A 22,666-nucleotide genomic window follows, 5' to 3' on the forward strand; every position below is an offset into this window, starting at 1 on the left:
GCCGTAGCAATTTCCTATCGGATTTTCAGACTGGCCAGGCCAATCAGAACAAGAACCACAGTGACAACCCAGAACCGCACGATGACTCGCGGCTCGGGCCAGCCCTTCAATTCAAAATGGTGATGCAGCGGCGCCATCCGGAAAATCCGCCGGCCCGTGAGCCGGAATGAGGCCACCTGCAGAATCACCGAAATGGTTTCCATCACGAACACGCCACCCATGATGAACAGCACAATTTCCTGCCGGACGATGACGGCCACTGTACCCAGGGCTGCCCCCAGCGCGAGGGCACCGACATCGCCCATGAACACCTGAGCCGGGTAGGTGTTGAACCACAGAAACCCAAGCCCCGCGCCCACCAGGGCGCCGCAGAATATGATCAATTCGCCGGTGCCCGGCAAATGTGGAATCAGCAGGTAATTGGCGAACTGCGCGTGGCCCGAGAGGTAAGCAAAGATGGCCAGCGCTCCCGCCACCATGACGGTTGGCATGATGGCCAGACCATCCAGACCGTCCGTCAGGTTTACCGCGTTACTGCTGCCGACAATCACGAAGTAGGTCAGCAGAATGAACAGCACCGGTCCCAGGGTCAGCGAGACATTTTTCAGGAACGGCAAATAAAGCGAGGTTTCCTGGGGCATTGAAGCAGTGACATAAAGCACGATCGCGGCCGTGGCCCCGATCACCGACTGCCAGAAGTATTTCCAGCGTGCCGGCAGGCCCCGGGGGTTGCGTTCCACAACCTTGCGGTAGTCATCCACCCAGCCAATGGCACCGAACAGCAGGGTAACCAGCAACACCACCCAGACATAACGATTGGTCAGATCCGCCCACAGCAAGGTGGAAATGGCGATGGCCACCAGAATCAGCGCGCCGCCCATCGTCGGCGTACCAGCCTTGCTCAGGTGAGTCTGGGGGCCGTCATCACGCACGGCCTGGCCGATCTGGTACTGACTCAGCTTGCGAATCATCACCGGACCGATCACCAGCGAGATCAGCAGCGCCGTAAGAATGCCCAGAATCGCCCGCAGTGTCAGATACTGAAACACCGTCAGCGACGAAAAGTATTGCGATAGTATCTCTGTCAGCCAGAGCAGCATGGGTTCTTCACCTTTTTCTGAATTCCCTCCGCCACGCGATCCATGGCGGAACTACGAGAACCTTTCACCAGGACCGTCATAGCACCATTCCGGTCCGCCACAATGGCGTTCACCGCCTGCTCATGACTCGGGAAAAACTCTGTCTCGTCACCAAATCCGGTGCCGTAGCCGTTACCCCCGGCTCCAACCACCATAAGCTTGTTGATTCCTCGGGCTCGGGCATGTTCACCCACCTGCCGGTGCAACTCTTCGGCTTCATCGCCCAACTCAGCCATGGCGCCAAGCACCGCAAGCCGCGGCGCCGGGTACGACGCCAGCACATCCAGCGCCGCCTTCATGGATGCCGGATTGGCGTTGTAACTGTCGTCAATCAGGGTCAGATCCGAGGCCGGCTTGAGCACCTGGAGGCGCCCCTTCACGGCTTCTACCTGCATGAGTCCGGACTGAACCTGCTGATCCGTCGCTCCCAGTTCCCTGCAGGCCGCGAGAGCCAGCAGAGCATTGGTGATGTTGTGTTCACCGGGCAACCCCAGCACCAGATGACAGCGCCAGCTGTCTGGCCCCAGCACCAGGAATTCAAACCCCTGGTCAGTGGCCATGATCGCCTCCGCGCGGTAATCCGCGGCCGGGTGACCCATCCGGGAAACACCCAGCACCCGCCGTTGGCCCGCACGGGCATGCCACTGATCGAAGGCGGGATCGTCCCGGTTCAGCACGACGGCTCCATCTGCCGGCACGCCATCAATAATCTCGCCTTTGGCCAGAACAATATTCTGGTAACTGCCAAAACCCTCCAGGTGCGCCTGACCTGCATTGGTCAGAATCGCAACCTGCGGCCGGGTAATTGACACCGTGTGGGCAATTTCGCCAAGACCACTGGCCCCCAGCTCGATGGCACCGAACTGGTGATCCGGCGTCAGCCGAAACAGGGTCAGCGGAACACCAATGTGATTATTGAGATTACCTTCAGTCACCAAGGTCGGCCCCATGCCGGCGAGAATGGCCCCGGTCATTTCACGAACCGTGGTTTTGCCACTGCTGCCGGTAATCGCCACCAGCCGGGCCGCGCTTTCGCTGCGATTGCCGCTGGCCAGATCGGCCAATGCCTGAACCGTATCGCTAACGACCAGTTGCGGAATGGCAACATCGGTGATCTCGGTGTCCACTACTGCGGCGACTGCGCCCTGTTTCAGGGCCTGGCCAAGGAATTCATGACCATCAAACCGCTCACCGCGCAGAGCAACAAACAGCTGCCCATCTCCAACCGATCGGGTATCGGTGGAGACGCCATCAAACCAGAGTTCACCCGCATCAGCGCGCGCTCCTGCCAGGGTGGCCTGAAGCCACTCGCGAGCTTCCGCCAGCGAAAAGGCGCGCATCATGCCACACCTCCATTCAGGTTCAATAGATGGCGTACCTGCTCGGCGTCGCTGAACGGCAACTTCTGGCCCCGGATCTCCTGATAGGCTTCATGACCTTTACCTGCAATCAGCACCAGATCATCCTCATTGGCCATACCCAATGCCTCGGCAATTGCCTGAGCGCGGTCGTGAATCACCCGCCAGCGACCAGCCTGAGTGAAACCAGCAGAAATGTCGCTGACAATCCGTTCAGGCTGCTCGGTACGCGGGTTGTCGTCGGTTACGATGACGTAATCCGCCCGCTTTTCCGCTTCTTTCGCCATTTCAGGCCGCTTGCCGGGGTCCCGGTCGCCACCGCAACCGAACACACAGATCAGCCTGCCCCGGGTGTGGGGCCGCAATGCTTCAAGGGCATTGGCCAGGGCATCAGGCGTGTGGGCGTAGTCCACCACCACATGTTTGCCGGTTGAGCCGGTGAATCGTTCAAGACGCCCAGGGGGCGGTGACAGCTCCCTGACAACGGACACCGCCCGCTCAACCGGTACGCCAAGCGTCAGTACGGTAGCCAGGGCTGCCAGAACATTGCTGGCATTGAAACTCCCTAACAGGGGGACAGTAAGATCAAACTCGCCCCATTGCCCATCGACCCTGGCACGGAACCCTGAGGCCGTGGGCGTAAATTCCTTCAACCAGAGTTCCATCTGGGCTTCATGCAGACTGTAACGAACGCGGTCACACTGGCCCTCAAGCTGATCGTAAAGCTGCCGGCCAAACGGATCGTCAAAATTGATCACTGAGAAGTGCAGTTCTTCCCGCAGGAACAGCCTGGCCTTGGCCTCACCATAGGCTTCCATGGAACCGTGGTAATCCAGGTGATCACGCGTGAGGTTGGTGAACACCGCACCGGTCATAGTCAGGTTATCAACCCGCCCCTGATCCAGAGCGTGCGACGACACTTCCATTACTGCAGCCCGACCACCCTCATTGCGTATGCGGTTCAATACCCGGTTCACCTGGACCACATCCGGCGTGGTATGCGTGGCCGACTCGATACTGCCCGGCATGCCATAACCCAGGGTACCCAGCAGCCCGCAGGGCGTGCCGGTTTCCCGTAACAACTGGGAGATGTATTGGGTCACCGACGTCTTGCCATTGGTGCCGGTAACCCCGATCACTCTCAGATGGCGCGAGGGATGCTCGAAGAAGCGATCAGCAATTCGGCCCAGACGGGCACGCAGACCAACCACGGGCACAATTAACGCGCCGTGGCGCTCATGGCACTGCCGCTCCTGCTCGGACTCAAGCAGAATAGCCGTGGCACCGGCGCTGATGGCCTGATCCATATAATGCTCTGCGGGCGTTCGTGCCCCGGCCAGAGCAATAAAGGCGTCACCGGGCTGCACTTTCCGGCTATCCGTCTTCAGTCCGTGGATAGTGACATCGAAGACCGATGGCACCTCAATAATGCCCTGAAGCAAGGTGCTGATGGATGTGATGCACATGGCTTACCCTCTCCCCCCGGAAGTTACTTGCGAAACGCGTGTTTCACTGACTTCCAGTTCAGGCTTCACATTCAGCAGTCGCAGCGCGTCACCCATCACCCGGGCGAATACCGGCGCGGCAACTTCTCCGCCGTAATATTCTCCGGCCTGCGGCGCATCCACGGCCACAACGGTTACAATTCTGGGGTCATCAATCGGTGCCATACCGGCAAAGATGGCCTTATATTGACTGTCTTCGTACCCGTTCGCTCCCACCAGGTGAACGGTCCCGGTTTTGCCTCCGGCCGCATACAGCCCGGGCTGGGCGCGCTTGCCAGTACCACGGGCAACCGCCTGTTTGAGCATGTCCCGCACGGCCCTTGTCACCTGTTCAGACAGTACACGTTGCCCCTGCGGCCTCTGCTCCTGCCTCATCAGGCTGAGGGGGTAACGAATTCCACCATTGGCAATAACCATATACGCCTGTGCCAGTTGCAAGGCGTTAACGCTCATGCCGTAGCCATAAGACAAGGTGGACTCTTCTACCGGCCGCCATTTCGGGGGGGCCGGCAAAACACCAACGGCTTCCCCAGGGAAGCCGATACCAGTTGCCTGGCCGAGGCCCAGGCGGGCATAGAGGTTTCTCAGAGTATCGCCACCCAGATCCGTTGCGATGTTGCTCACCCCGACGTTGCTGGACTTGACAATAATCTCCGTCAGATCCAGCACCCCGTAATTGCGATGATCCCGAATGGTGAAACGACCAAACCTCCGAAAGCCCGGGGAAGTATCAATGGTGCTGTTAACCGTGTATTCCCCGGACTCCAGAGCGGCCGCTATCGTCAGCGGCTTCATGGTTGAGCCGGGCTCGAACAGATCTGTAATGGCCTTGTTGCGCAGGTTTTCCGCGGCAAGCTGTGACCGGTCATTCGGGTTGTAGGAACCTTGATTGACCATGGCCAGCACCTCACCGGTGTCGACGTCCAGCATCACCAGCGTGCCGCCGCGAGCCTTGTGAGCACCGACCACCGCCTTGAGCTCCCGATAGGCCAGATACTGCAGCCGGAGATCAATACTCAGTTCCAGGTCTTTCCCGGGCCGGGCATCGCGGATAAGCATCAGATCTTTGATCACGCGCCCACGGTTATCCTTGAGCACCCGCTTCTGGCCCGGCTCACCGGTCAACCATTTGTTGTAGGCTAGCTCGATACCTTCCTGGCCATGCTCATCGATATCAGTAAACCCGACCACATGAGCGGTGACTTCTCCCGCCGGATAATAACGACGATATTCCTGCCGGGCATAGATACCACCGACACCTAGAGCCAGCGCTTCACGCGCCATTGAGGGCTGCACTTTGCGGCGCAGGTAGATAAATTCGCGGCCAGCATACTGGCGCAATCGCTCCCGCAGCGCGCCCTCAGACAACCCAAGAATTCGGGCAAGCGCCGCCAGTTGGGGATCTTCGGGATCGGTTTCGGAAGGATTTGCCCACACGGTCTGAACTGGCGTACTGACGGCCAAAGGCTCGCCATGACGATCCGTCACCACGCCTCGATGGGCATCGATAGATTCAACGCGGATGGTTCTGACATCTCCCTGCTTGCGCAGGAAGTCATTATCCACCACATGAAGATCCACCAACCGCCATCCAATGCCGGCCACAACCAGCAGAAAAACGCCCAGCACAGAGCCGAAGCGCCAGGCTTTCAAGCCTGTCACCAGCTTCTGCTTCCAGCTGTTTGCGTGCGTTCCCTGACCGGACACTTCAGTTACCCCGGATGGTTATTGTTGGTTTTAGTTCGCTGCCAGCGGTGACATCAAAGGCACGAGTACAATGTCCTGCCGCCCGGGCACCACCATATTGAAGCGCTCAGCAGCGAGTTTCTCGACCCGCCCGTGAGCGCTCAAAGCACTCTGCTCCAGCAACAGCTGACTCCACTCACGCTGATAGGCATCGCGCTGCTCCTGCAGACCCGACAACGTATTGAACAGTTCGCGGTTCTCATGGGCACTGACCACCACCCCGATGGACGACAGCGTCAGTACCGCCACCAACACCAGAGTAACCAGAACCCGGCTTTCCCGTGTTGCATCAAACACCTGACGGGACAAACGAACGGCTGTCGCAACACCCTCGCGAACCCGCTGCTTGTTTATCCTGTTGGTTTTTACTGGTTGCTCAATCGCTACCGCGCCCATGGCGTCGCGCTCCCCTGCGTTTTCGATTAATTCGCTTTACGTTCAAGCACTCGCATAACCGCGCTGCGAGCCCTGACGTTTTCAGTAATTTCCTGCTCATTGGCCTTGCTGGCTTTACCAATCAGCTGAAATCCGGATTCTTCCTGCTCCGCCGTGACCGGTATCCCCTTCGGCAGCTTTGGCCCCCGCGCCAGATCACGCATAAAGCGCTTGACCAGACGATCCTCCAGAGAGTGAAAGCTGATCACCACCAGGCGCCCACCGGGAGCCAGGCGATCAACTGCCGCGGCCAGACCGGCTTCCAGGTCCTCGAGCTCCCGGTTGATAAAAATCCGGATAGCCTGAAAAGCCCGGGTGGCGGGGTGCTTGTGCTTCTCTTTCTTCGGCACGGCCTCCGCAACCAACTCCGCCAGCTGCCGCGTGGTTTCAATCGGCTGCTCCTGACGCCGCTCCACGACAAGACGAGCGATACGGCGAGAAAACCGCTCCTCGCCGTATCGCCAGATCACATCTGCGATTTCCCGCTCATCAGCCTCGGCCAGCCACTGGGCAGCACTCGGCTCCTGCTGCGGGTTCATTCGCATATCCAATGGACCGTCCCGCATGAACGAAAAACCGCGGGAAGCATCATCCAGTTGTGGCGAAGACACCCCAAGATCCATCAACACGCCATCAACCTGTGACCAACCTTGACGTTCAAGCGCAAGATCCAGTTCGGCGAACGAGCCGTGGTACCACTGAAACCGGGAATCCCCAGATGCCAGCTCTCTGGCGACGGCAATAGCTTCCGGGTCTTTATCAATACCCAGGAGCTGACCACCCTGACCGAGCTTGCCGAGAATAAGACGACTATGACCGCCCCGGCCAAACGTGGCGTCGACATAACGGCCGTTTTCATCTGTAACCAGATAGTCGACCGCTGCATCCAGCAGTACCGAGCGATGCTGATAGCCTTCATTGGCCTGATCGTCCTGGCGTGCGGTCATAGCGACAGCGCCTCCATTTCCGGCGGCATTTCCTCGTCGGCTGCGGAGGCATCAAGGTAAGCATTCCAGCTTTCCTCACTCCACAGCTCATACTTCTTGCCAAGCCCGACCAACATCAGCCGTTTTTCAAGATTGGCGTGATTTCTGAGGGTCTGCGGTACCAGAATCCGGCCGGACCCATCCAGCTCCATAAGGGCAGCGTTACCCAGAATGAGGCGCTGCAGGCGCTTGGCAGCCTTGTTCATGTTGGGCAGCGCCTCGATTTTCGGGCGCAGCACTTCCCATTCCGGCTCGGGATAGAGCAACAAGCATTTCTCCTCATCGGCGTTGGCTGTCAATACAATACGGCCACCGCAAAGCTGCGCGAGCTCTTCACGCACCTTTGTCGGGATCGCCAGGCGACCCTTCGCGTCCATATTGATGGCATGACTGCCAAGAAAATTGCTCATTAACGTCTAGTCCGAGGTTTTCATTTCCACAAAATTCCACCAAAAACCACTTTTTCCCACTCCCGCACACTATAGAAACACGCAAATAACAATGCAAGCGCCGCGACAGGCACCACACACAGGAAAGTTCCTTTAACGACAAGAGGTTACAAAGCAGAAACGGAAAGAAGCGTTAAAAAGACGTAAAGAAAAGGATAAAAAACAAATACCTGCAGACACCTTTAGATAGCCAACTTCAGGTTTAAGATTTTTTGGCTATAAAAGGTAACTTGTGAGAAGGATGCGGATCACATCCGAATAATCGGGAAAAGAGGCGAGCTCGCCGATAAGCCGGGTTCTGTCTTGGACAGTCATTCATCTAGGGCCTGCGTCACCACAGGCCTCAAGCAACCTACCCGAATCCAGCGCGGGCCACGCCATTGGATTCCTATTTGGTCTTGCTCCAGGTGGGGTTTACCATCGCCGTGGACTGTTGCCAGCCACGCGGTGCGCTCTTACCGCACCATTTCAACCTTACCGGCGCCCGAAAGCGCTTAGGCGGTATACTTTCTGTTGCACTTTCCGTCGGCTCACGCCGCCCAGGCGTTACCTGGCACCTTGCCCTGCGGAGCCCGGACTTTCCTCCCCCGGATCAACCGGCGGCGACTGTCTGGCGAGCTCGGCGCTGACAATACCCGCGTGCGGGCAGGCATGCAAGGCTTAATCGCCCTTTAGCTGCAGCGCTCGCTGATACAGTTCATTTTTTCCGATGCCGCTGACTTCCGAGACGATTTTCGCTGCCTTTTTGACCGGCATCTCTGCAACAAGCAGCTTTAACAGCTTATCGGCATCCAGATCGAGCGACGAACCGGCCACGACATCGTTACCCCGGACCATCACCACGAATTCGCCCCGACTGCCATGCGGGTCGGCCTCCAACTCCGCCAATACCTCTTTAACCGTCCCAGTGTAGAAAGTTTCAAAGGTTTTGGTCAGCTCTCGACCGAGCACACACTCCCGATCATCGCCAAACTCATCAACCAGATCCTGCATCAGGTCCAGAATTCGATGGGGGGATTCGTAGAACACCAGAGTGGCAGTCTGTTCACGCAATTCCGCGAGCGCTGAACGTCTACCCGCCCGTTTAGCCGGCAAAAAACCTGCGAAAAGAAAACGATCCGTCGGTAAACCTGCCGCCGACAATGCCGCAACCAGTGCACACGGACCGGGGATAGGGGAAACTGGAAAGCCCGCCCTTCTGGCTTCACGTACCAGGATGTACCCGGGATCGGAGATCAACGGCGTGCCGGCATCGGAAATCAGCGCCACTTGCTGCCCTTCAGTAAGGGCAGAGAGGATTCTGCCAACGCGATCCCTCTCATTATGATCGTGTAGCGCCAGCAAAGGCTTGCTCAGGCCCAGGTGCTGTAACAGGCGCGAGCTGTGACGGGTGTCCTCCGCAGCGACCAGATCCGCCGCAGCGAGCACCTGCCGGGCACGATCAGAAAGATCGGCCAGATTACCGATGGGCGTGGCAACAATTGAAAGCCGGCCACCGACAACGCTTGCTACAGAACTGGACATAATAAACTCCACTGAAGTGAACCGCGGCGCCGCTATTTCCGGCCCATGACTGTCCCGTCATGTGAAATGCGCCGGGAGCTGGTAAACTTGCCAGCTAAAACGCGGCACCACAAGCCCAACGATTCAGAGAGTACCGAGCCCGCCATGACAAATCGCTTCCGTCACAGCCCAATTCTGGCCCTGATCACCCTCGTTCTGTTCTATCTGGGCGGCTGCGCCACCGTCAATCTCGATGAACATATGGCACAAAGCCCGGAGCAGGCACTGTCACTGGCCAGCGATGAACGTGATCCGGTGGTTGGCCAACGCTATCTATTGAGGGTGGCCAGCCGATTCCAGGATCAAGGCCGCCACGAAGATGCCCGAGTCATTCTCCAGGCCCCCGCTCTGGAAAATGCTCCGGAGGACATCGCCAGACAACGCTTACTATTGTCCATGGCCAGTGCCAGCGAGTTACACGACGGCCAATGGGCTGAGCAACTCGCCACAGATAGCACCCCAGAAAGCTTTCTTGCCTACCCCGCGGAGTTAATGTCCCGGGCAGCCATGCTGCAGGCCCGGACCTATGAGCTGGCCGGACAACCTTTGGACGGGGCACTGACGTTGATCCTGCTCAGTCAGAACGACTCCAGCACTTCCCCGCAGGAGGTGCATAATCGCATTTGGCAATTGCTCAAGCCCATCAACCGCTCAACCCTGCAATCCGCCTCCAACAACGCTCTCGGATTCGAGGTTCGAGGATGGCTTGAGCTCGCTCTGCGCCTTCGCACCAAGGGGGCCAGCCTGGATGATCAGGGGCGCCTGATCCGGCAATGGCAGAATAACTGGCCCGGACACCCCGCAGCACAGGTGCTCCCCATGGATCTCGCCCTGCTGGCTGAACTTGCGGCAAGCCGGCCGGAGAAACTGGCATTGGCGGTTCCGCTTCAAGGTGCCCTCGCCAGCGCCGGCAAAGCGATTCGCGACGGTTTCCTGGCCGCCTATTATCAGGATGAGACCACGGACCGCAGTAAAACCGATATTCGGGTCATCGACACCTCCACCGGCTCTTTTTCCGAGCTCTACGAGGAACTCTCCAATAGCGACATTGATTTGATTGTTGGCCCGCTGGACAAGGAAGCACTGTCCCAGCTAGCTAACATGAACACGCTGCCGATTCCGGCACTGGGCCTGAACTACCTTGGCCCGGATGCCCGTATCCCGGACGGCCTTTATCAGTTCGGGCTATCTGCCGAAGACGAGGCGCGACAGATCGCCGACAGACTCGATGCCGAGAACATCGAACAGGTTCTCGTACTGATTCCCCACGGCGAATGGGGAGACCGGGTTGAAGCCGCCCTGCGGGCGAGGATGGACCAGCTCGGGTTACGAGCGCTCGACATCGAACGCTTTTTCCCGGAAGACAACCTTCGCTCGGTGACAGCTGACCTGCTGGGCATTACTGCATCCCGCCAGCGGGCCATTCAGGTGGAGCGAACAATTGGCCTGAATGTGGAATTTGAACCCCGCCGCCGCCAGGATGCCGAAGGCATCGTGCTGGTTGCCGCACCCACAGTTGCCCGCCAGTTCAAGCCGCTGTTCGCCTTCTACTATGGCGGTGATCTGCCAGTATACTCACCTTCCATCGTGTACGAGGGTACGCCGAATCCGGGCCGGGACAGGGATATTGACCGGGTCTTCTTTACGGACATCCCCTGGGTATTGGCCGAGACGAATAGCCTGCGGGAAGAATCGCGCCAGTATCTGAGTGGCACCACCGGGCAACTGGGGCGCCTTTTCGCCATGGGCGCCGACGCCTGGCAACTGAGCAAGCGCTTGCCGCTTCTACGCCAGGTTGAAGATGCCGCCATTGAAGGGCAAACCGGCATTCTGACCATGGATCCTGACGGCAGCATTCATCGCGAACAACGCTGGGCACAATTCCAGGGGGGAACACCCAAACTGCTTTCTCCGACGGTTCCCCGGGAAAGTGAACCCGCCCCGACTGCAAACAACTGATAACCGATGGCCAGGGAAGGCTCCAGAAAACTCGGACAGCATTACGAAGGTGTCGCCGCGCGGTATCTGGAAAGCAGAGGCATCCGGATTATTGAGCGGAACGTGCACAATCGTGGCGGCGAGATCGATCTTATTGGAATGGATGCCGAAGCACTGGTGTTCTTTGAAGTTCGCTTCCGCGCTGATGGTGCGCTGGTGGATCCGATAAGCTCGGTGTCCGCGGTGAAGCAGCAGCGCCTGGTGCGTGCAGCCTCATTCTACCTGCACCGCCACGGGCTCTGGGACCGGGTCAGCCGGATCGATGTTATCGGCATCACACCAGGCCACTCCAGCAAGTACCGTATACAATGGATCAAAAACGCAATTCAGGCAGACTGACCAGAAACCATGACCGACACCGAACAGAGAATCAACCAGTGGTTCGCCAGCCATATGGAGCACACAGCGCAGGCGGCAAGCACCGCTGGTCCCGCCATTGAGCAGGTAGCGCAGGCATTTGTTGACGCCCTGCTCCAGGATGGCAAGATCATTACCTGCGCCAATGGCAACGCCAACGTACTGGCCCAGTATTTCTGCACGGCATTATTGTCCCGCTTTGACCAGGACCGCCCCGCACTACCGGCAATCAACCTTGGGGCGGACGCCACCACTTATTCCGCTATCTGCCGTGACAATCGATTTAACGACACCTTCTCTCGTCAGGTCAGAGCCATTGGCAAGCCCGGCGACCTTCTGTTTGTGATCGTGGATGACGGCCACAAGGCAAACCTGATCCAGGCCATCCAGGCTGCCCACGACCGGGAAATGAGGATTGTGGTGCTGAGCGCAAGGGAAAAATCCGACATCACTTCCCTGATGCACCCTGAAGACCATGAAATCGCACTAAACGATTTGCCGCCAAGCGAGGCCACGCCCTTACTGCTGGTCATCATCAACGCCTTCTGCGACCTGATTGACCACAAGCTTTTCGGAGGCTAATAAAAAAGCCGGCATCGCCGGCTTTTTTATTATTTGACCACTTTCAGGGTTGGCCTGCCATTCGGGCGGTCTTCCGCTCGCCGTGACGACTTGGGCTCACCTCCACCCTCCGGATCGGGAGAGCCAGGCTCACTGCCAAACACCATGCCCTCGCCGTTCTCCTTGGCATAGATGGCCATAACCGCTTGCAACGGTATGAAAACCTGCATCGGCACACCACCGAAACGAGCGCTGAATTCCAGCGCACCATTGCCAATCACCAGTCCGCGCACTGCGCCGGGGCTGATATTGAGCACAATCTGGCCGTTGGCAACGTGCTCAGTAGGCACCTGAACACCCTGAATGCCGGCATCCACCACGATATACGGGGTACAGTCGTTATCGAGGATCCATTCGTTCAACGCACGGACCAGATAGGGACGACTGGATGTCATGGCGATAGTCATGTCAGACACTGCTTAACTCCTGCCCTGAAATACGGGCGCTGACAATCAGCTGCGAATATCTTCTTCCAGATCCGAAAGGCTTGCCTTGAAGCCTTCTCTGGCAAAGATGCTCTCCATGTACTTCTGCAAAGGCTTGGCCTGCTTTTCATTCAGCTCAATACCCAGAGCCGGCAAACGCCACAGGATCGGCGCAATACAACAGTCCACGATGGTGAACTCTTCCGACAGGAAGAACGGCATTTCGGCAAACAAAGGTGCCGTGGCCAGAAGGCTTTCCTTGAGTTCCTTGCGAGCGGCATCGCTGGCCTTGGCCCCCGGCTGCGCCAGGATCTGATCAACCAGTCCGCACCAGTCTTTCTGGATGCGGTGAATCATCAGGCGGCTGTTAGCCCGGGCAACGGGGTAAACCGGCAGCAGCGGCGGATGAGGAAAACGCTCATCCAGATACTCCATCATGATGTTGGGCTCATACAGAACCAGGTCCCGATCTACCAGGGTTGGCAGGGCGTTGTACGGATTCATATCCGCCAGTTCCGCCGGCGGGTTGTCCGGATCCACATCCACGATATCAACAGTGACACCTTTCTCAGCCAGGACAATACGCACCCGGTGACTGTAGTGGCTTGCGGGATCCGAGAAAAAAGTCATTGATGACCGCTTGGTCACAACGCCCATATAGCTACCTCACGATTCTAAAAATCGAAACAATGCAAAACGCAAAAATCCAGCGAGCCTTAAAGACTCGCTGGAATCAAGGACACGGGATTATACCCTAAATCTTAGTGTACGTCTTTCCAGTACTCGCGGTTGAGCAGGTACGCGAAGACAAAGAAGATCGCCACAAAGATCAGCACGAAGATACCGAGACGCTCGCGCTCCACCTTGACCGGGTCGCCCATGTAGGACATGAAGTTGGTCAGATCCCACATGGCCTGATCAAACTCCGCACCGGACATCGAGCCTTCCGTTGCGTAATCCGGGCAAGCGTCTGCGTTATTGACATTACCGCTCAACGGCTCGACAGATGCCCCGACACCAATGTTCGGCTTCACGGCGCACAGGCCCTGCATCTCGACCAGAATGTGAGGCATACCAACGTTATCGAACACCACGTTGTTTACGCCCAGTGGCCGGGAATCGTCCTTGTAGAAGCCCCGAAGGTATGAATAAACCCAGGACTCACCACGCAGACGGGTTTCAAGCGTAAGATCGGGTGGCGGCGCACCGAACCAGCCGGCGGCCATATCCTTGCTCATGGAGTTCTTCATGAGCTCACCGATCTTGGCACCGGTAAAGATCAGGTTTTCCTCGTAAAGCTCGACAGGGATCTCCAGATCATCCGCAACACGCTTGTAGCGGGCGTACTCCATGGAGTGACATCCCATGCAGTAGTTGGTGAACAAGGCAGCACCGCGCTGCAGAGACGCCTTGTCCGTATGATCCGGCTCCATATGATCAAGAGGAACCGCGGCACCAGCCGCCAGGCCAAGCGCTGGCAGGAGTGCGATGAAAAGACCAACAATCAGCTTTTTCATTATCCTGTCACCCTCTCTGGAACTGGCTTGGTGTTCTCCATGCGCGTGTAGAACGGCATCAGAATGAAGTAGAGGAAGTACAACACTGTCAGAATCTGAGCGACAGTCGTGCGACCTTCTGTTGCGGGAACCAGTCCAAGGTAGCCAAGGATTACGAAGCTCACCGCAAAGATTGCCAGGGCAATCTTGCTCAACCAGCCCTTGTAGCGGATTGAGCGGACAGGACTTCTGTCAAGCCACGGCAACACGAACAGAATCGCAATCGCACCACCCATGACCACAACACCCCAGAACTTCGCCGGCAGCCCCATAAAGTCTACCGTCACCGCCCGCAACATCGCGTAAAACGGCGTGAAGTACCAGACAGGCGCAATGTGCGCTGGCGTCTTCAGGGCGTTGGCCGGTTCAAAGTTCGGCTTTTCCAGGAACAGACCGCCCATCTCCGGGAAGAAGAAGACAACGATGAAGAAGATGAAGAAAAACACACCCACGCCCAGCAGATCGTGAACGGTGTAATACGGGTGGAACGGAATACCGTCTTTCGGAATACCGTTTTCATCCTTGTTCTTCTTGATGTCGATGCCGTCGGGGTTGTTAGAACCCACTTCGTGCAGCGCCAGGATGTGAAGAACAACCAGACCCAGCAGAACGATTGGCAGAGCAACCACGTGCAGGGCAAAGAAACGGTTCAGCGTGATACCGGAGATCAGATAGTCACCGCGAATCCACAGAGACAGATCTTCACCGATGACCGGAATCGCACCAAACAGGTTAACGATTACCTGGGCACCCCAGTATGACATCTGGCCCCAGGGCAGCAGGTAGCCCATGAAGGCTTCTGCCATCAGCACCAGGTAGATCAGCATACCGAAAATCCAGATCAATTCCCGCGGCTTCTGGTAGGAACCGTACATGAGACCACGGAACATGTGCAGATACACCACAACGAAGAACGCAGATGCGCCGGTCGAGTGCAGGTATCGCAGCAGCCAACCCCACTCCACATCACGCATGATGTATTCCACCGAGGCAAACGCCCCCTCGGCAGATGGGTTGTAGCTCATAGTCAGCCAGATACCGGTCACTAGCTGGTTGACCAGCACCAGCATTGCCAGTGAACCGAAGAAATACCAGACGTTAAAGTTCTTCGGCGCGTAATACTTGGCCAGGTGCTTGTTCCAGGCCTCAACGATTGGCAGACGCTCGTCTACCCAGTTAATCAGCTTTTGCATCACGCGGCCTCCGGATCAAGACCAATGGTCATGGTCACATCATCGTCAAACCGGTACGGCGGAACCTCAAGGTTCAGCGGCGCGGGTTGAGCCTCATAAACCCGACCGGCCATGTCATAGCGGGAACCGTGACACGGGCAGAACAACCCACCAAGCCAGTTTTCACCCAGATCAGCCGGCGCAACCTCTGGCCGGTAGGAGGGCACGCAGCCCAGATGGGTACAGAGCCCCACATAGACACCGAACTCTGGCTTGATCGCGCGCAAGGGCCCCTGGATATACGAAGGCTGCTGAGGCGCCTCCGACATCGGGTCCTTCACTGCGTCATTGAGCTTCTCGATATTCGCCAGCATTTCTTCCGTTCTGCGGATAATCCAAACAGGCTTACCTCGCCACTCAACGGTGATTTGCTGACCCGGTTCGATTTTGCTGATATTGACGGTTACCGGTGCACCGGCCGCTTCCGCTTTCGCACTGGGGTTCCAGGACGCTACGAAAGGAACGGCTGCACCGACGACGCCGACACCACCTACCACGGACGTAGCACCGATCAGAAACCGGCGCCGGCCTTGGCTCACGTCGCCATTACTCATTATGGTTTTCTCCCATCAGGCGAGGCACAGACGCGGAAAAACCGGCACTGCGCTTCGAAAAGGACTTCACAACCCAAAAATATAAGCGCTGAAATGGTAATGAAATTACCCCCCGCTTACAAGCCGGAAAGGTCGGCAGGCGAGCCTATCCCTGCGCCAGATCAAAAATATTTCCGGAGTACAGATATAAAAAAACCCGGCCACAAGACCGGGTTTTTCCAAATCGACTGAACGTCGATTAACGCTTGGAGTACTGCGGACGCTTACGCGCTTTGCGCAGACCCACTTTCTTACGCTCAACCTTACGGGCATCACGGGTTACGTAACCCGCTTTGCGCAGTGCCGGACGCAGAGTTTCGTCGTAGTCCATCAGAGCGCGAGTCAGACCGTGGCGAATGGCGCCAGCCTGGCCACTGATACCGCCACCCTTTACGGTAATGGCGATATCGAAACGATCTTCGGATTCGGCAACCACCAGCGGCTGACGAACAATCATGCGCAGGGTTTCACGACCGAAGAAATCTTCGATAGTGCGACCGTTGATGGAGATGTTACCGCTACCCGGCTTGATAAAGACGCGAGCCGTGGATGATTTGCGGCGACCAGTACCGTAATTTTGTGCTACAGACATATTCGCCTTCCGTTAGATGTCGAGTTCTTTGGGCTGCTGGGCGGCATGAGCATGCTCAGCGCCTGCGTACACTTTCAGCTTCTTGAACATGGCGCGGCCAAGCGGGCCCTTCGGAAGCATGCCTTTTACGGCCTTCTGAATGACTTGCTCGGGAGCCTTGTCAACCAGCTTCTCGAAATTGATGGATTTGATTCCACCCGGAAAGCCGGTATGGCTGTAATACATTTTAGCCGATGCCTTTTTGCCGGTAACCTTCACCTGGCTGGCATTGATAACAATGATGTAGTCGCCAGTGTCCACGTGAGGGGTATACTCAGGCTTATGCTTGCCCCGCAGACGAAGGGCGATTTCGGTTGACAGACGACCCAGCGTCTTGCCGGCTGCGTCTACAACGTACCAGTCACGTTTTACTGTTTCTGGTTTCGCACTCAGAGTCTTCATTGATTCCGCCTTGAACGCTATATAAGAAACGTTAAAAACCACCACCGGTACATGCAAGGCATCCGGAGGAGGTTCATACCTGTATGTTGCGCTGCCATCATTCGGGGCTGAGATAATGACATCGCCTTGAAAAGCCAGGGCGCGAAGTATACTCGAACCCCTATCGAATGCCAACCCCGACCTATGCTGTTTCGTTAATCCCCTACGGGCGTGGAACCAGAGCTCCCGGATCTATCCGGTAGAGCTTAGCGGTATTGGCCAGCAGTGATTCGGCCAGCAACTCCCGGGGCTCACTCCGCAGATCTGCCAGGGCTTCAAAAATCTCCGGCAAGTGGATGGGCGAATTCTGCCCTTTCGCCACTCCGGCCGGCGCCATATCCGGCGCATCGGTTTCCAGAACCAGCGCATCCACCGGCAACCGGGCGATGGTATCCCGGGTTTTCCGGGCCCGGTCATGGGTTATCACTCCGCCCACGCCGATGAAGCAGCCCAGGTCAATCAGCTTTTGGGCCTGCTGATAGCTGCCCGAGAAGCCGTGAACCAATGCCCGCCCGTTCCATCCGGCGCGTTTCAGACTACTGTGCACCAGATCATGGCTCTTGACGGAGTGAATCACCAACGCCAGACCGAGCCGCTGAGCAATATCAATCTGGGCCTCGAACCAGGGTTCCTGCTCAGACAGATCGCCTTTGAGGGCGTCAAGACCACACTCTCCAAGGCCAACACAGGCTTGGGGCGCGGAAGACAGCAGCCTTTCAAGCTCGGCCAGATCGTCAGCGCCGTGCTCCTGAATAAACCAGGGGTGAATACCCAGACAGTACCAGAGACCCTTCTCTGCATCTGCCATGCTCGCCACACGCTGCCAGTCCTGCCGCCGGACCCCCGGAATCACGACCGCGCAAACTCCAAGGCTGGCCGCCTGCGCCAACACCGTCTCCCGATGCCCGTCAAAAAACGGGAAATCAAAATGGCAATGGGCGTCTACCAACTGCATGGCGGCCTCCTCCCGGAAGCGAATCAGTGCTCCCGGGTCTTGTGGAACTGGATATCCGGATAACGCTCCTGAGCAAGATTCAGGTTCACCATGGTCGGCGCGATGTACGCAAGGCGATCTGCGCCATCCAGTGCGACGTTGTCCTGATTCTTACGCTGGAATTCGTCCAGTTTACGCTCATCGGAACAGGTTACCCAACGGGCAGTTGCCACGTTGATGGGCTCGTAAACCGCTTCCACCTTGTATTCACTTTTCAGGCGGGCGACAACTACATCAAACTGCAGCACACCCACCGCCCCGACGATCAGATCGTTGTTCTTCAGCGGACGGAAGACCTGAACTGCACCCTCCTCGGAAAGCTGGATCAGGCCCTTCTGTAATTGCTTGGCTTTCAGCGGATCTTTCAATCGAATGCGCCGGAACAGCTCAGGGGCGAAGTTCGGGATACCGGTAAACTTCATGTCCTCGCCCGCCGTAAAGGTATCACCCAACTGAATGGTGCCGTGGTTATGCAGGCCAATGATGTCACCGGCAAACGCTTCTTCCGCATGCTCACGGTCACCAGCCATGAACGTGAGCGCATCGGAGAACCGAACATCTTTACCGATACGGACGTGCCGGGCCTTCATGCCTTGATTGTAACTACCTGACACGATCCTCAGGAAAGCGATACGGTCCCGGTGCTGTGGATCCATGTTTGCCTGAATCTTGAAGACAAAGCCGGAAAAGCCATCCTCGGTCGGGGTCACCTGGCGCACATCCGTGGCCCGGGGCTGAGGGGCCGGCGCCCAATCCACCAGACCATCAAGCATGTGATCAACACCGAAGTTGCCAAGCGCTGTTCCGAAAAACACCGGGGTCAGCTCACCAGCCAGGAAAGCCTCCTGGTCAAATTCATGGGAAGCCCCTTTGACCAGCTCAATCTCATCACGAAGGTCGGAAGCGTAATTGCCGATGGCCTCATCCAGCTCCGGGTTGTCCAGACCTTTGACAACACGTTTTTCCTGAATGGTATGCCCCTGGCCTGACTGATAGAGAATCACTTCGTCCCGCAGCAGGTGGTAAACCCCCTTGAACCCCTTGCCCATACCAATGGGCCAGGTAATCGGCGCACAGGCAATCTTCAGTACGTCTTCCACTTCGTCCATCAACTCGATGGGGTCCCTGGTATCCCGGTCCAGCTTGTTCATGAAGGTAAGGATCGGGGTGTCACGCAGGCGGGTCACCTCCATCAGCTTGATAGTGCGCTCCTCGACCCCTTTGGCACTGTCAATCACCATCAGGCAGGAGTCGACGGCGGTCAGTGTCCGGTAGGTATCCTCGGAGAAGTCTTCGTGACCCGGTGTATCCAGCAGGTTGACCAGCTTTCCACCATAGGGAAATTGCATCACCGACGTGGTGACGGAAATACCCCGTTCTTTTTCCATCTCCATCCAGTCAGACTTGGCGTGCTGTCCGGATTTTTTGCCCTTGACGGTTCCCGCCTTCTGCAGGGCCTGGCCGAACAACAGCACCTTCTCTGTAATGGTGGTCTTACCGGCATCCGGGTGCGAGATGATCGCAAAGGTGCGGCGCTTGGCCACTTCCTGGGAAAGGTTAGGCATAAACTCTGGTGACCTGAATCGAGATGGATTAAAGCCGAGCATTATACGGCCTATACCGTCCTCAGGTGAACCGCAGCGCCATGACCAGGGCATCTTCCCGTGCAGCGCCATCGGGATAATAGCCGGCCCTTCTGCCAATTTCAGTGAAACCCTCGCTCAGATAGAGCTGGGTGGCGGCATCATTGCTAACCCGCACTTCCAGAATCAGTTGTTCCATACCATCCGACACCGCGACAGCGATCAGATGCCGTAGCAGCCAGCGCCCGACACCCTGACCACGCACACGAGGACTGACGCAGATATTCAGCAGATGGGCTTCGTCGACCATATAGGCCACAACCGCATAGCCAATCAGCTCATCGCCACGCTCAGCGGCCCAGAGCCTGTAATTCGGCTTAAAACAGTCAAGAAAAGTCGATTTCGGCCACGGATGGGAGTGTCCCTGACACTCCAGCTCCATGACCGCCGCCAGGTCTGCCTCGACCAGAGGGCGTACCCGGACATCCTGGTTGTGCACATCGAGAAAAGGCTGTGATGCTTTCATCGGCCAGGTACGAGAACCCGAATCGATTGCCAGAGCAGTCGCTTCTGGGAGGGGTCTGATGCCAGTGATGCGAGCGTGCCGGAAAACGCAATCTCCGGCACCCGGCCCAGGCCACGCTCGATCAACCGTGCCTGAGTTTCGTCGCCAAGCCCCAGCGTTATTAGCGTTTCTGTCGGGGCGTCGCCAGCAAAAGCAGAGGCTATGACTGAGACAAGATCGCTTTCACTATTGAGCGTCACTTTCAGGTTATTGAACAAGGGCCAGCGCACTACTCTGCATTGAGACACCCCGGTCTCTCCAATGCTTCGCAATATGTTACGAGCCAGATTTTCCTGCAAGGCAAAACTGGCGTCCTCTGCAATATGGCACAAGAGCATGATCCGGGAGCCTTTCCAGGCAGTCAGACACACCCGGTGCACTGGCTCCGGCTGTTGCACTTCTACTGGTTCCGAGGCCGGCAGGGAAGCCTCTGGCACCGTTTCTGGAGTTTCAGACCGGGGCTCGGTGGCAGGTGGAGCTTTCAATGGGTCCGCGGCCTTTTGCCCAGCGTTGTCCGCCTTCTGCACGGATTCAGGCTTGTTGCCCATCAGGCTCTGGAGCTGAGCAATGCGCTCCCGCCCCTGGTCCCCAGACAGCGGCTCAGATTTACGCCCAATCTGAGGAATCTCCGACGCGGGCTGGAATTGCGGCTCGTCCTCCACTCCGAAATCAAAGTCGGGGCTTGGCGCCGCACCAGGCAAACTCTCGCGGGCATACCACATCCGAATGCCTGCCGCCGCCAGATAGAACTGCCGCTCCGCCTCATTCCCTATCACGAATCCCTCCATGGCAATCCTTCGGGCGCTTTAAACATCAGCCACCTGGGGATGTTGGCGAATACCGCCACTGGAAATCAGGTTCAGAGCTTCAATGTAGGCCTTCGCCGACGCAATAATGATGTCGGTATCCGATCCAACGCCGTTCACAATACGGCCGCCCCGCTCAAGACGAACGGTGACTTCCCCCTGAGCATCAGTGCCGCTGGTAATATTGTTGACCGAATACAGTTGCAGGTTACACCCGGAATCCACCAGAGATTCAATGGCCTTGAAAGTTGCGTCTACAGGACCGCTGCCCTCAGCCTCTACCGTGTGTTCCTTACCGTCCACGGTCATGGTCAGATGCGCCTTGGGCACAACGCCGGTTTCAGAACAGACCTGCATGCAGACCAGACCGAAGCGGCCTTCTTCTTCCTTTTGCTTGGTATCGCTGGCAATCGCCTGCAGATCTTCATCAAAGATCTCATGCTTGAGGTCGGCCAGTGCCTTGAAGCGGGTGAAGGCCTCATTCAACTCCCCTTCGGTTTCAAACTGGATACCAAGCTCCAGTAGTCTCGTACGGAAGGCATTGCGGCCGGAATGCTTACCTAAAACCAGGCTATTGGTATGCCAGCCTACGTCCTGTGCCCGCATGATCTCGTAGGTTTCGCGATGTTTGAGCACGCCATCCTGATGGATGCCGGACTCATGGGCAAAAGCATTGGCACCGACGATCGCCTTGTTGGGTTGAACAGGAAACCCGGTAATGGTGGACACCAGACGTGATGCCGGGACGATATGCTGGGTGTCTATGCGGGTATCAATATTGAAGAGATCCTGGCGGGTACGAACCGCCATGACTATTTCTTCCAGCGCTGCGTTACCTGCCCGTTCGCCCAGACCATTGATAGTACATTCGACCTGACGGGCACCGTGGGTAACCGCAGCCAGCGAGTTGGCTACCGCAAGCCCCAGGTCGTTATGGCAATGGACTGAAAAAACAGCCTTGTCGGCATTCGGGATACGGTTCAGTAACTGACGGATGGTCTCACCAAACTGTTCAGGAATGGCATAGCCCACGGTATCAGGGATGTTGATGGTACGGGCGCCGGCATCGATAGCGGCTTCAATGATGCGACAAAGAAAATCCAGCTCTGACCGCCCGGCGTCTTCACAGGAGAACTCGACGTCATCAACGTGGCTACGCGCCCGCTTGACAGCGCGCACGGCTTGCTCGACCACCTCATCTGGCTCCATCTGAAGTTTATGCTTCATATGGATGGGCGAGGTGGCAATAAAGGTATGGATACGGGAGCGCTCGGCAGGGCGGATCGCTTCAGCGGCCCTGTCGATATCCTTGTCCAACGCACGAGCCAGACTGCAGACAGTGGATTCTTTGATGTTCTCGGCAATAGCCTTGACTGCATCAAAGTCGCCCTGGCTGGCAATGGCAAACCCCGCCTCGATAACGTCTACGCGAAGCTTCTCGAGCGCCTTGGCAATGCGGAGTTTTTCCGCCTTGTTCATGGTGGCGCCCGGACTTTGCTCGCCATCACGCAGAGTGGTATCAAAAATGACCAGGTGTTCACTAGCGGCCATTGCTGGGCTCCCATCAGAAACGTTGCTTTGATTTTCGGTGAAGTATATCACTTCTCCGGAACCAGAAATAAAAAACCCCCGACAGCTAAGCTGTCGGGGGTTTTAGGCATTAGGCGCCTGACGATGACCTAC

The 22,666-nt window shown here is 57.2% G+C and carries 23 protein-coding genes and 1 other RNA gene; 3 read left to right on the forward strand and 21 right to left on the reverse strand.

Annotation, left to right across the window (positions count from 1 at the left end):
- Positions 1 to 14: 14 nt before the first annotated feature.
- From mraY to rsmI, 9 genes are all read right to left on the reverse strand, one after another.
- Positions 15 to 1,100, reverse strand: coding sequence for a phospho-N-acetylmuramoyl-pentapeptide-transferase (mraY, locus tag Q669_RS08840; RefSeq protein WP_011785914.1), 1,086 nt, complete (start codon positions 1,098 to 1,100; stop codon positions 15 to 17).
- A complete protein-coding gene (locus tag Q669_RS08845; protein ID WP_022991986.1) occupies positions 1,085 to 2,482 on the reverse strand; it encodes a UDP-N-acetylmuramoyl-tripeptide--D-alanyl-D-alanine ligase in 1,398 nt (465 codons plus the stop codon). The genes mraY and Q669_RS08845 overlap by 16 nt, the downstream gene beginning before the upstream one ends.
- On the reverse strand, positions 2,479 to 3,963 hold the full coding sequence (locus tag Q669_RS08850) for a UDP-N-acetylmuramoyl-L-alanyl-D-glutamate--2,6-diaminopimelate ligase (protein ID WP_022991987.1): 1,485 nt from the start codon (positions 3,961 to 3,963) through the stop codon (positions 2,479 to 2,481). The genes Q669_RS08845 and Q669_RS08850 overlap by 4 nt, the downstream gene beginning before the upstream one ends.
- Positions 3,964 to 3,966: 3 nt before the next feature.
- Complete coding sequence (locus Q669_RS08855; protein ID WP_011785917.1) at positions 3,967 to 5,709, reverse strand: peptidoglycan D,D-transpeptidase FtsI family protein; 1,743 nt, start codon at positions 5,707 to 5,709, stop codon at positions 3,967 to 3,969.
- A gap of 30 nt (positions 5,710 to 5,739) precedes the next feature.
- A complete protein-coding gene (ftsL, locus tag Q669_RS08860) occupies positions 5,740 to 6,144 on the reverse strand; it encodes a cell division protein FtsL (RefSeq protein ID WP_014420629.1) in 405 nt (134 codons plus the stop codon).
- 26 nt (positions 6,145 to 6,170) lie between these two features.
- Positions 6,171 to 7,130: a 16S rRNA (cytosine(1402)-N(4))-methyltransferase RsmH gene (gene rsmH / locus Q669_RS08865; protein ID WP_011785919.1), complete on the reverse strand. Its 960-nt coding sequence runs from the start codon at positions 7,128 to 7,130 to the stop codon at positions 6,171 to 6,173.
- Positions 7,127 to 7,579, reverse strand: a complete 453-nt coding sequence (mraZ, locus tag Q669_RS08870) for a division/cell wall cluster transcriptional repressor MraZ (protein WP_022991988.1) — start codon at positions 7,577 to 7,579, stop codon at positions 7,127 to 7,129. The genes rsmH and mraZ overlap by 4 nt, the downstream gene beginning before the upstream one ends.
- A 310-nt stretch (positions 7,580 to 7,889) precedes the next feature.
- Positions 7,890 to 8,240: RNase P RNA component class A (gene rnpB / locus Q669_RS19065), an RNA gene on the reverse strand.
- Between the two features lie 38 nt (positions 8,241 to 8,278).
- Positions 8,279 to 9,142, reverse strand: coding sequence for a 16S rRNA (cytidine(1402)-2'-O)-methyltransferase (gene rsmI, locus Q669_RS08875; RefSeq protein WP_023011427.1), 864 nt, complete (start codon positions 9,140 to 9,142; stop codon positions 8,279 to 8,281).
- Between the two features lie 144 nt (positions 9,143 to 9,286).
- Here rsmI and Q669_RS08880 point away from each other — a divergent pair, with 144 nt between their 5' ends.
- The 3 genes from Q669_RS08880 to Q669_RS08890 are packed head-to-tail and all read left to right on the forward strand — an operon-like array spanning position 9,287 to position 12,118.
- A complete protein-coding gene (locus Q669_RS08880) occupies positions 9,287 to 11,140 on the forward strand; it encodes a penicillin-binding protein activator (protein ID WP_081698870.1) in 1,854 nt (617 codons plus the stop codon).
- Between the two features lie 6 nt (positions 11,141 to 11,146).
- Positions 11,147 to 11,518 (forward strand): YraN family protein, encoded by a 372-nt coding sequence (locus Q669_RS08885; protein ID WP_014420625.1) that lies wholly within the window; start codon positions 11,147 to 11,149, stop codon positions 11,516 to 11,518.
- A 9-nt stretch (positions 11,519 to 11,527) separates the two neighbouring features.
- Positions 11,528 to 12,118, forward strand: a complete 591-nt coding sequence (locus Q669_RS08890) for an SIS domain-containing protein (protein WP_011785924.1) — start codon at positions 11,528 to 11,530, stop codon at positions 12,116 to 12,118.
- 29 nt (positions 12,119 to 12,147) lie between these two features.
- On the opposite strand, the gene Q669_RS08895 is transcribed toward Q669_RS08890, so the two are convergent.
- The 12 genes from Q669_RS08895 to Q669_RS08950 form a co-directional block, all read right to left on the reverse strand.
- Positions 12,148 to 12,552 carry a ClpXP protease specificity-enhancing factor gene (locus Q669_RS08895; RefSeq protein ID WP_206769525.1) on the reverse strand — a complete coding sequence of 135 codons (405 nt, stop codon included), beginning with the start codon at positions 12,550 to 12,552 and terminating at the stop codon, positions 12,148 to 12,150.
- Positions 12,553 to 12,609: 57 nt separating this feature from the next.
- Positions 12,610 to 13,239 carry a glutathione S-transferase N-terminal domain-containing protein gene (locus tag Q669_RS08900; RefSeq protein WP_011785926.1) on the reverse strand — a complete coding sequence of 210 codons (630 nt, stop codon included), beginning with the start codon at positions 13,237 to 13,239 and terminating at the stop codon, positions 12,610 to 12,612.
- Between the two features lie 104 nt (positions 13,240 to 13,343).
- Entirely contained in the window at positions 13,344 to 14,099 is a 756-nt protein-coding gene (locus Q669_RS08905) for a cytochrome c1 (RefSeq protein ID WP_022991993.1), read from the reverse strand.
- Complete coding sequence (locus Q669_RS08910) at positions 14,099 to 15,331, reverse strand: cytochrome b (protein ID WP_014420622.1); 1,233 nt, start codon at positions 15,329 to 15,331, stop codon at positions 14,099 to 14,101. The genes Q669_RS08905 and Q669_RS08910 overlap by 1 nt, the downstream gene beginning before the upstream one ends.
- Positions 15,331 to 15,924 carry a ubiquinol-cytochrome c reductase iron-sulfur subunit gene (gene petA, locus Q669_RS08915; protein ID WP_014420621.1) on the reverse strand — a complete coding sequence of 198 codons (594 nt, stop codon included), beginning with the start codon at positions 15,922 to 15,924 and terminating at the stop codon, positions 15,331 to 15,333. Before petA ends, Q669_RS08910 begins: the two co-directional genes overlap by 1 nt.
- Positions 15,925 to 16,162: 238 nt before the next feature.
- Positions 16,163 to 16,555: a 30S ribosomal protein S9 gene (gene rpsI / locus Q669_RS08920; RefSeq protein WP_011785930.1), complete on the reverse strand. Its 393-nt coding sequence runs from the start codon at positions 16,553 to 16,555 to the stop codon at positions 16,163 to 16,165.
- Positions 16,556 to 16,567: 12 nt separating this feature from the next.
- Positions 16,568 to 16,996: a 50S ribosomal protein L13 gene (gene rplM / locus Q669_RS08925; RefSeq protein ID WP_011785931.1), complete on the reverse strand. Its 429-nt coding sequence runs from the start codon at positions 16,994 to 16,996 to the stop codon at positions 16,568 to 16,570.
- Positions 16,997 to 17,198: 202 nt separating this feature from the next.
- A complete protein-coding gene (locus Q669_RS08930; protein WP_022991994.1) occupies positions 17,199 to 17,990 on the reverse strand; it encodes a TatD family hydrolase in 792 nt (263 codons plus the stop codon).
- Positions 17,991 to 18,013: 23 nt separating this feature from the next.
- Positions 18,014 to 19,594, reverse strand: a complete 1,581-nt coding sequence (gene prfC / locus Q669_RS08935) for a peptide chain release factor 3 (protein WP_022991995.1) — start codon at positions 19,592 to 19,594, stop codon at positions 18,014 to 18,016.
- 61 nt (positions 19,595 to 19,655) lie between these two features.
- Positions 19,656 to 20,138: a ribosomal protein S18-alanine N-acetyltransferase gene (rimI, locus tag Q669_RS08940; RefSeq protein WP_022991996.1), complete on the reverse strand. Its 483-nt coding sequence runs from the start codon at positions 20,136 to 20,138 to the stop codon at positions 19,656 to 19,658.
- Positions 20,135 to 20,953 carry a hypothetical protein gene (locus Q669_RS08945; protein ID WP_227499563.1) on the reverse strand — a complete coding sequence of 273 codons (819 nt, stop codon included), beginning with the start codon at positions 20,951 to 20,953 and terminating at the stop codon, positions 20,135 to 20,137. The genes rimI and Q669_RS08945 overlap by 4 nt, the downstream gene beginning before the upstream one ends.
- Positions 20,954 to 20,983: 30 nt before the next feature.
- The gene (locus Q669_RS08950) at positions 20,984 to 22,534 is read right to left on the reverse strand and encodes a 2-isopropylmalate synthase (protein WP_011785936.1); all 1,551 of its coding nucleotides are present in this window, start codon (positions 22,532 to 22,534) and stop codon (positions 20,984 to 20,986) included.
- Between the last annotated feature and the right edge of the window lie 132 nt (positions 22,535 to 22,666).

Origin of the sequence: Marinobacter sp. C1S70, assembly GCF_000475355.1 — a bacterium.
GTDB lineage: Bacteria > Pseudomonadota > Gammaproteobacteria > Pseudomonadales > Oleiphilaceae > Marinobacter > Marinobacter nauticus.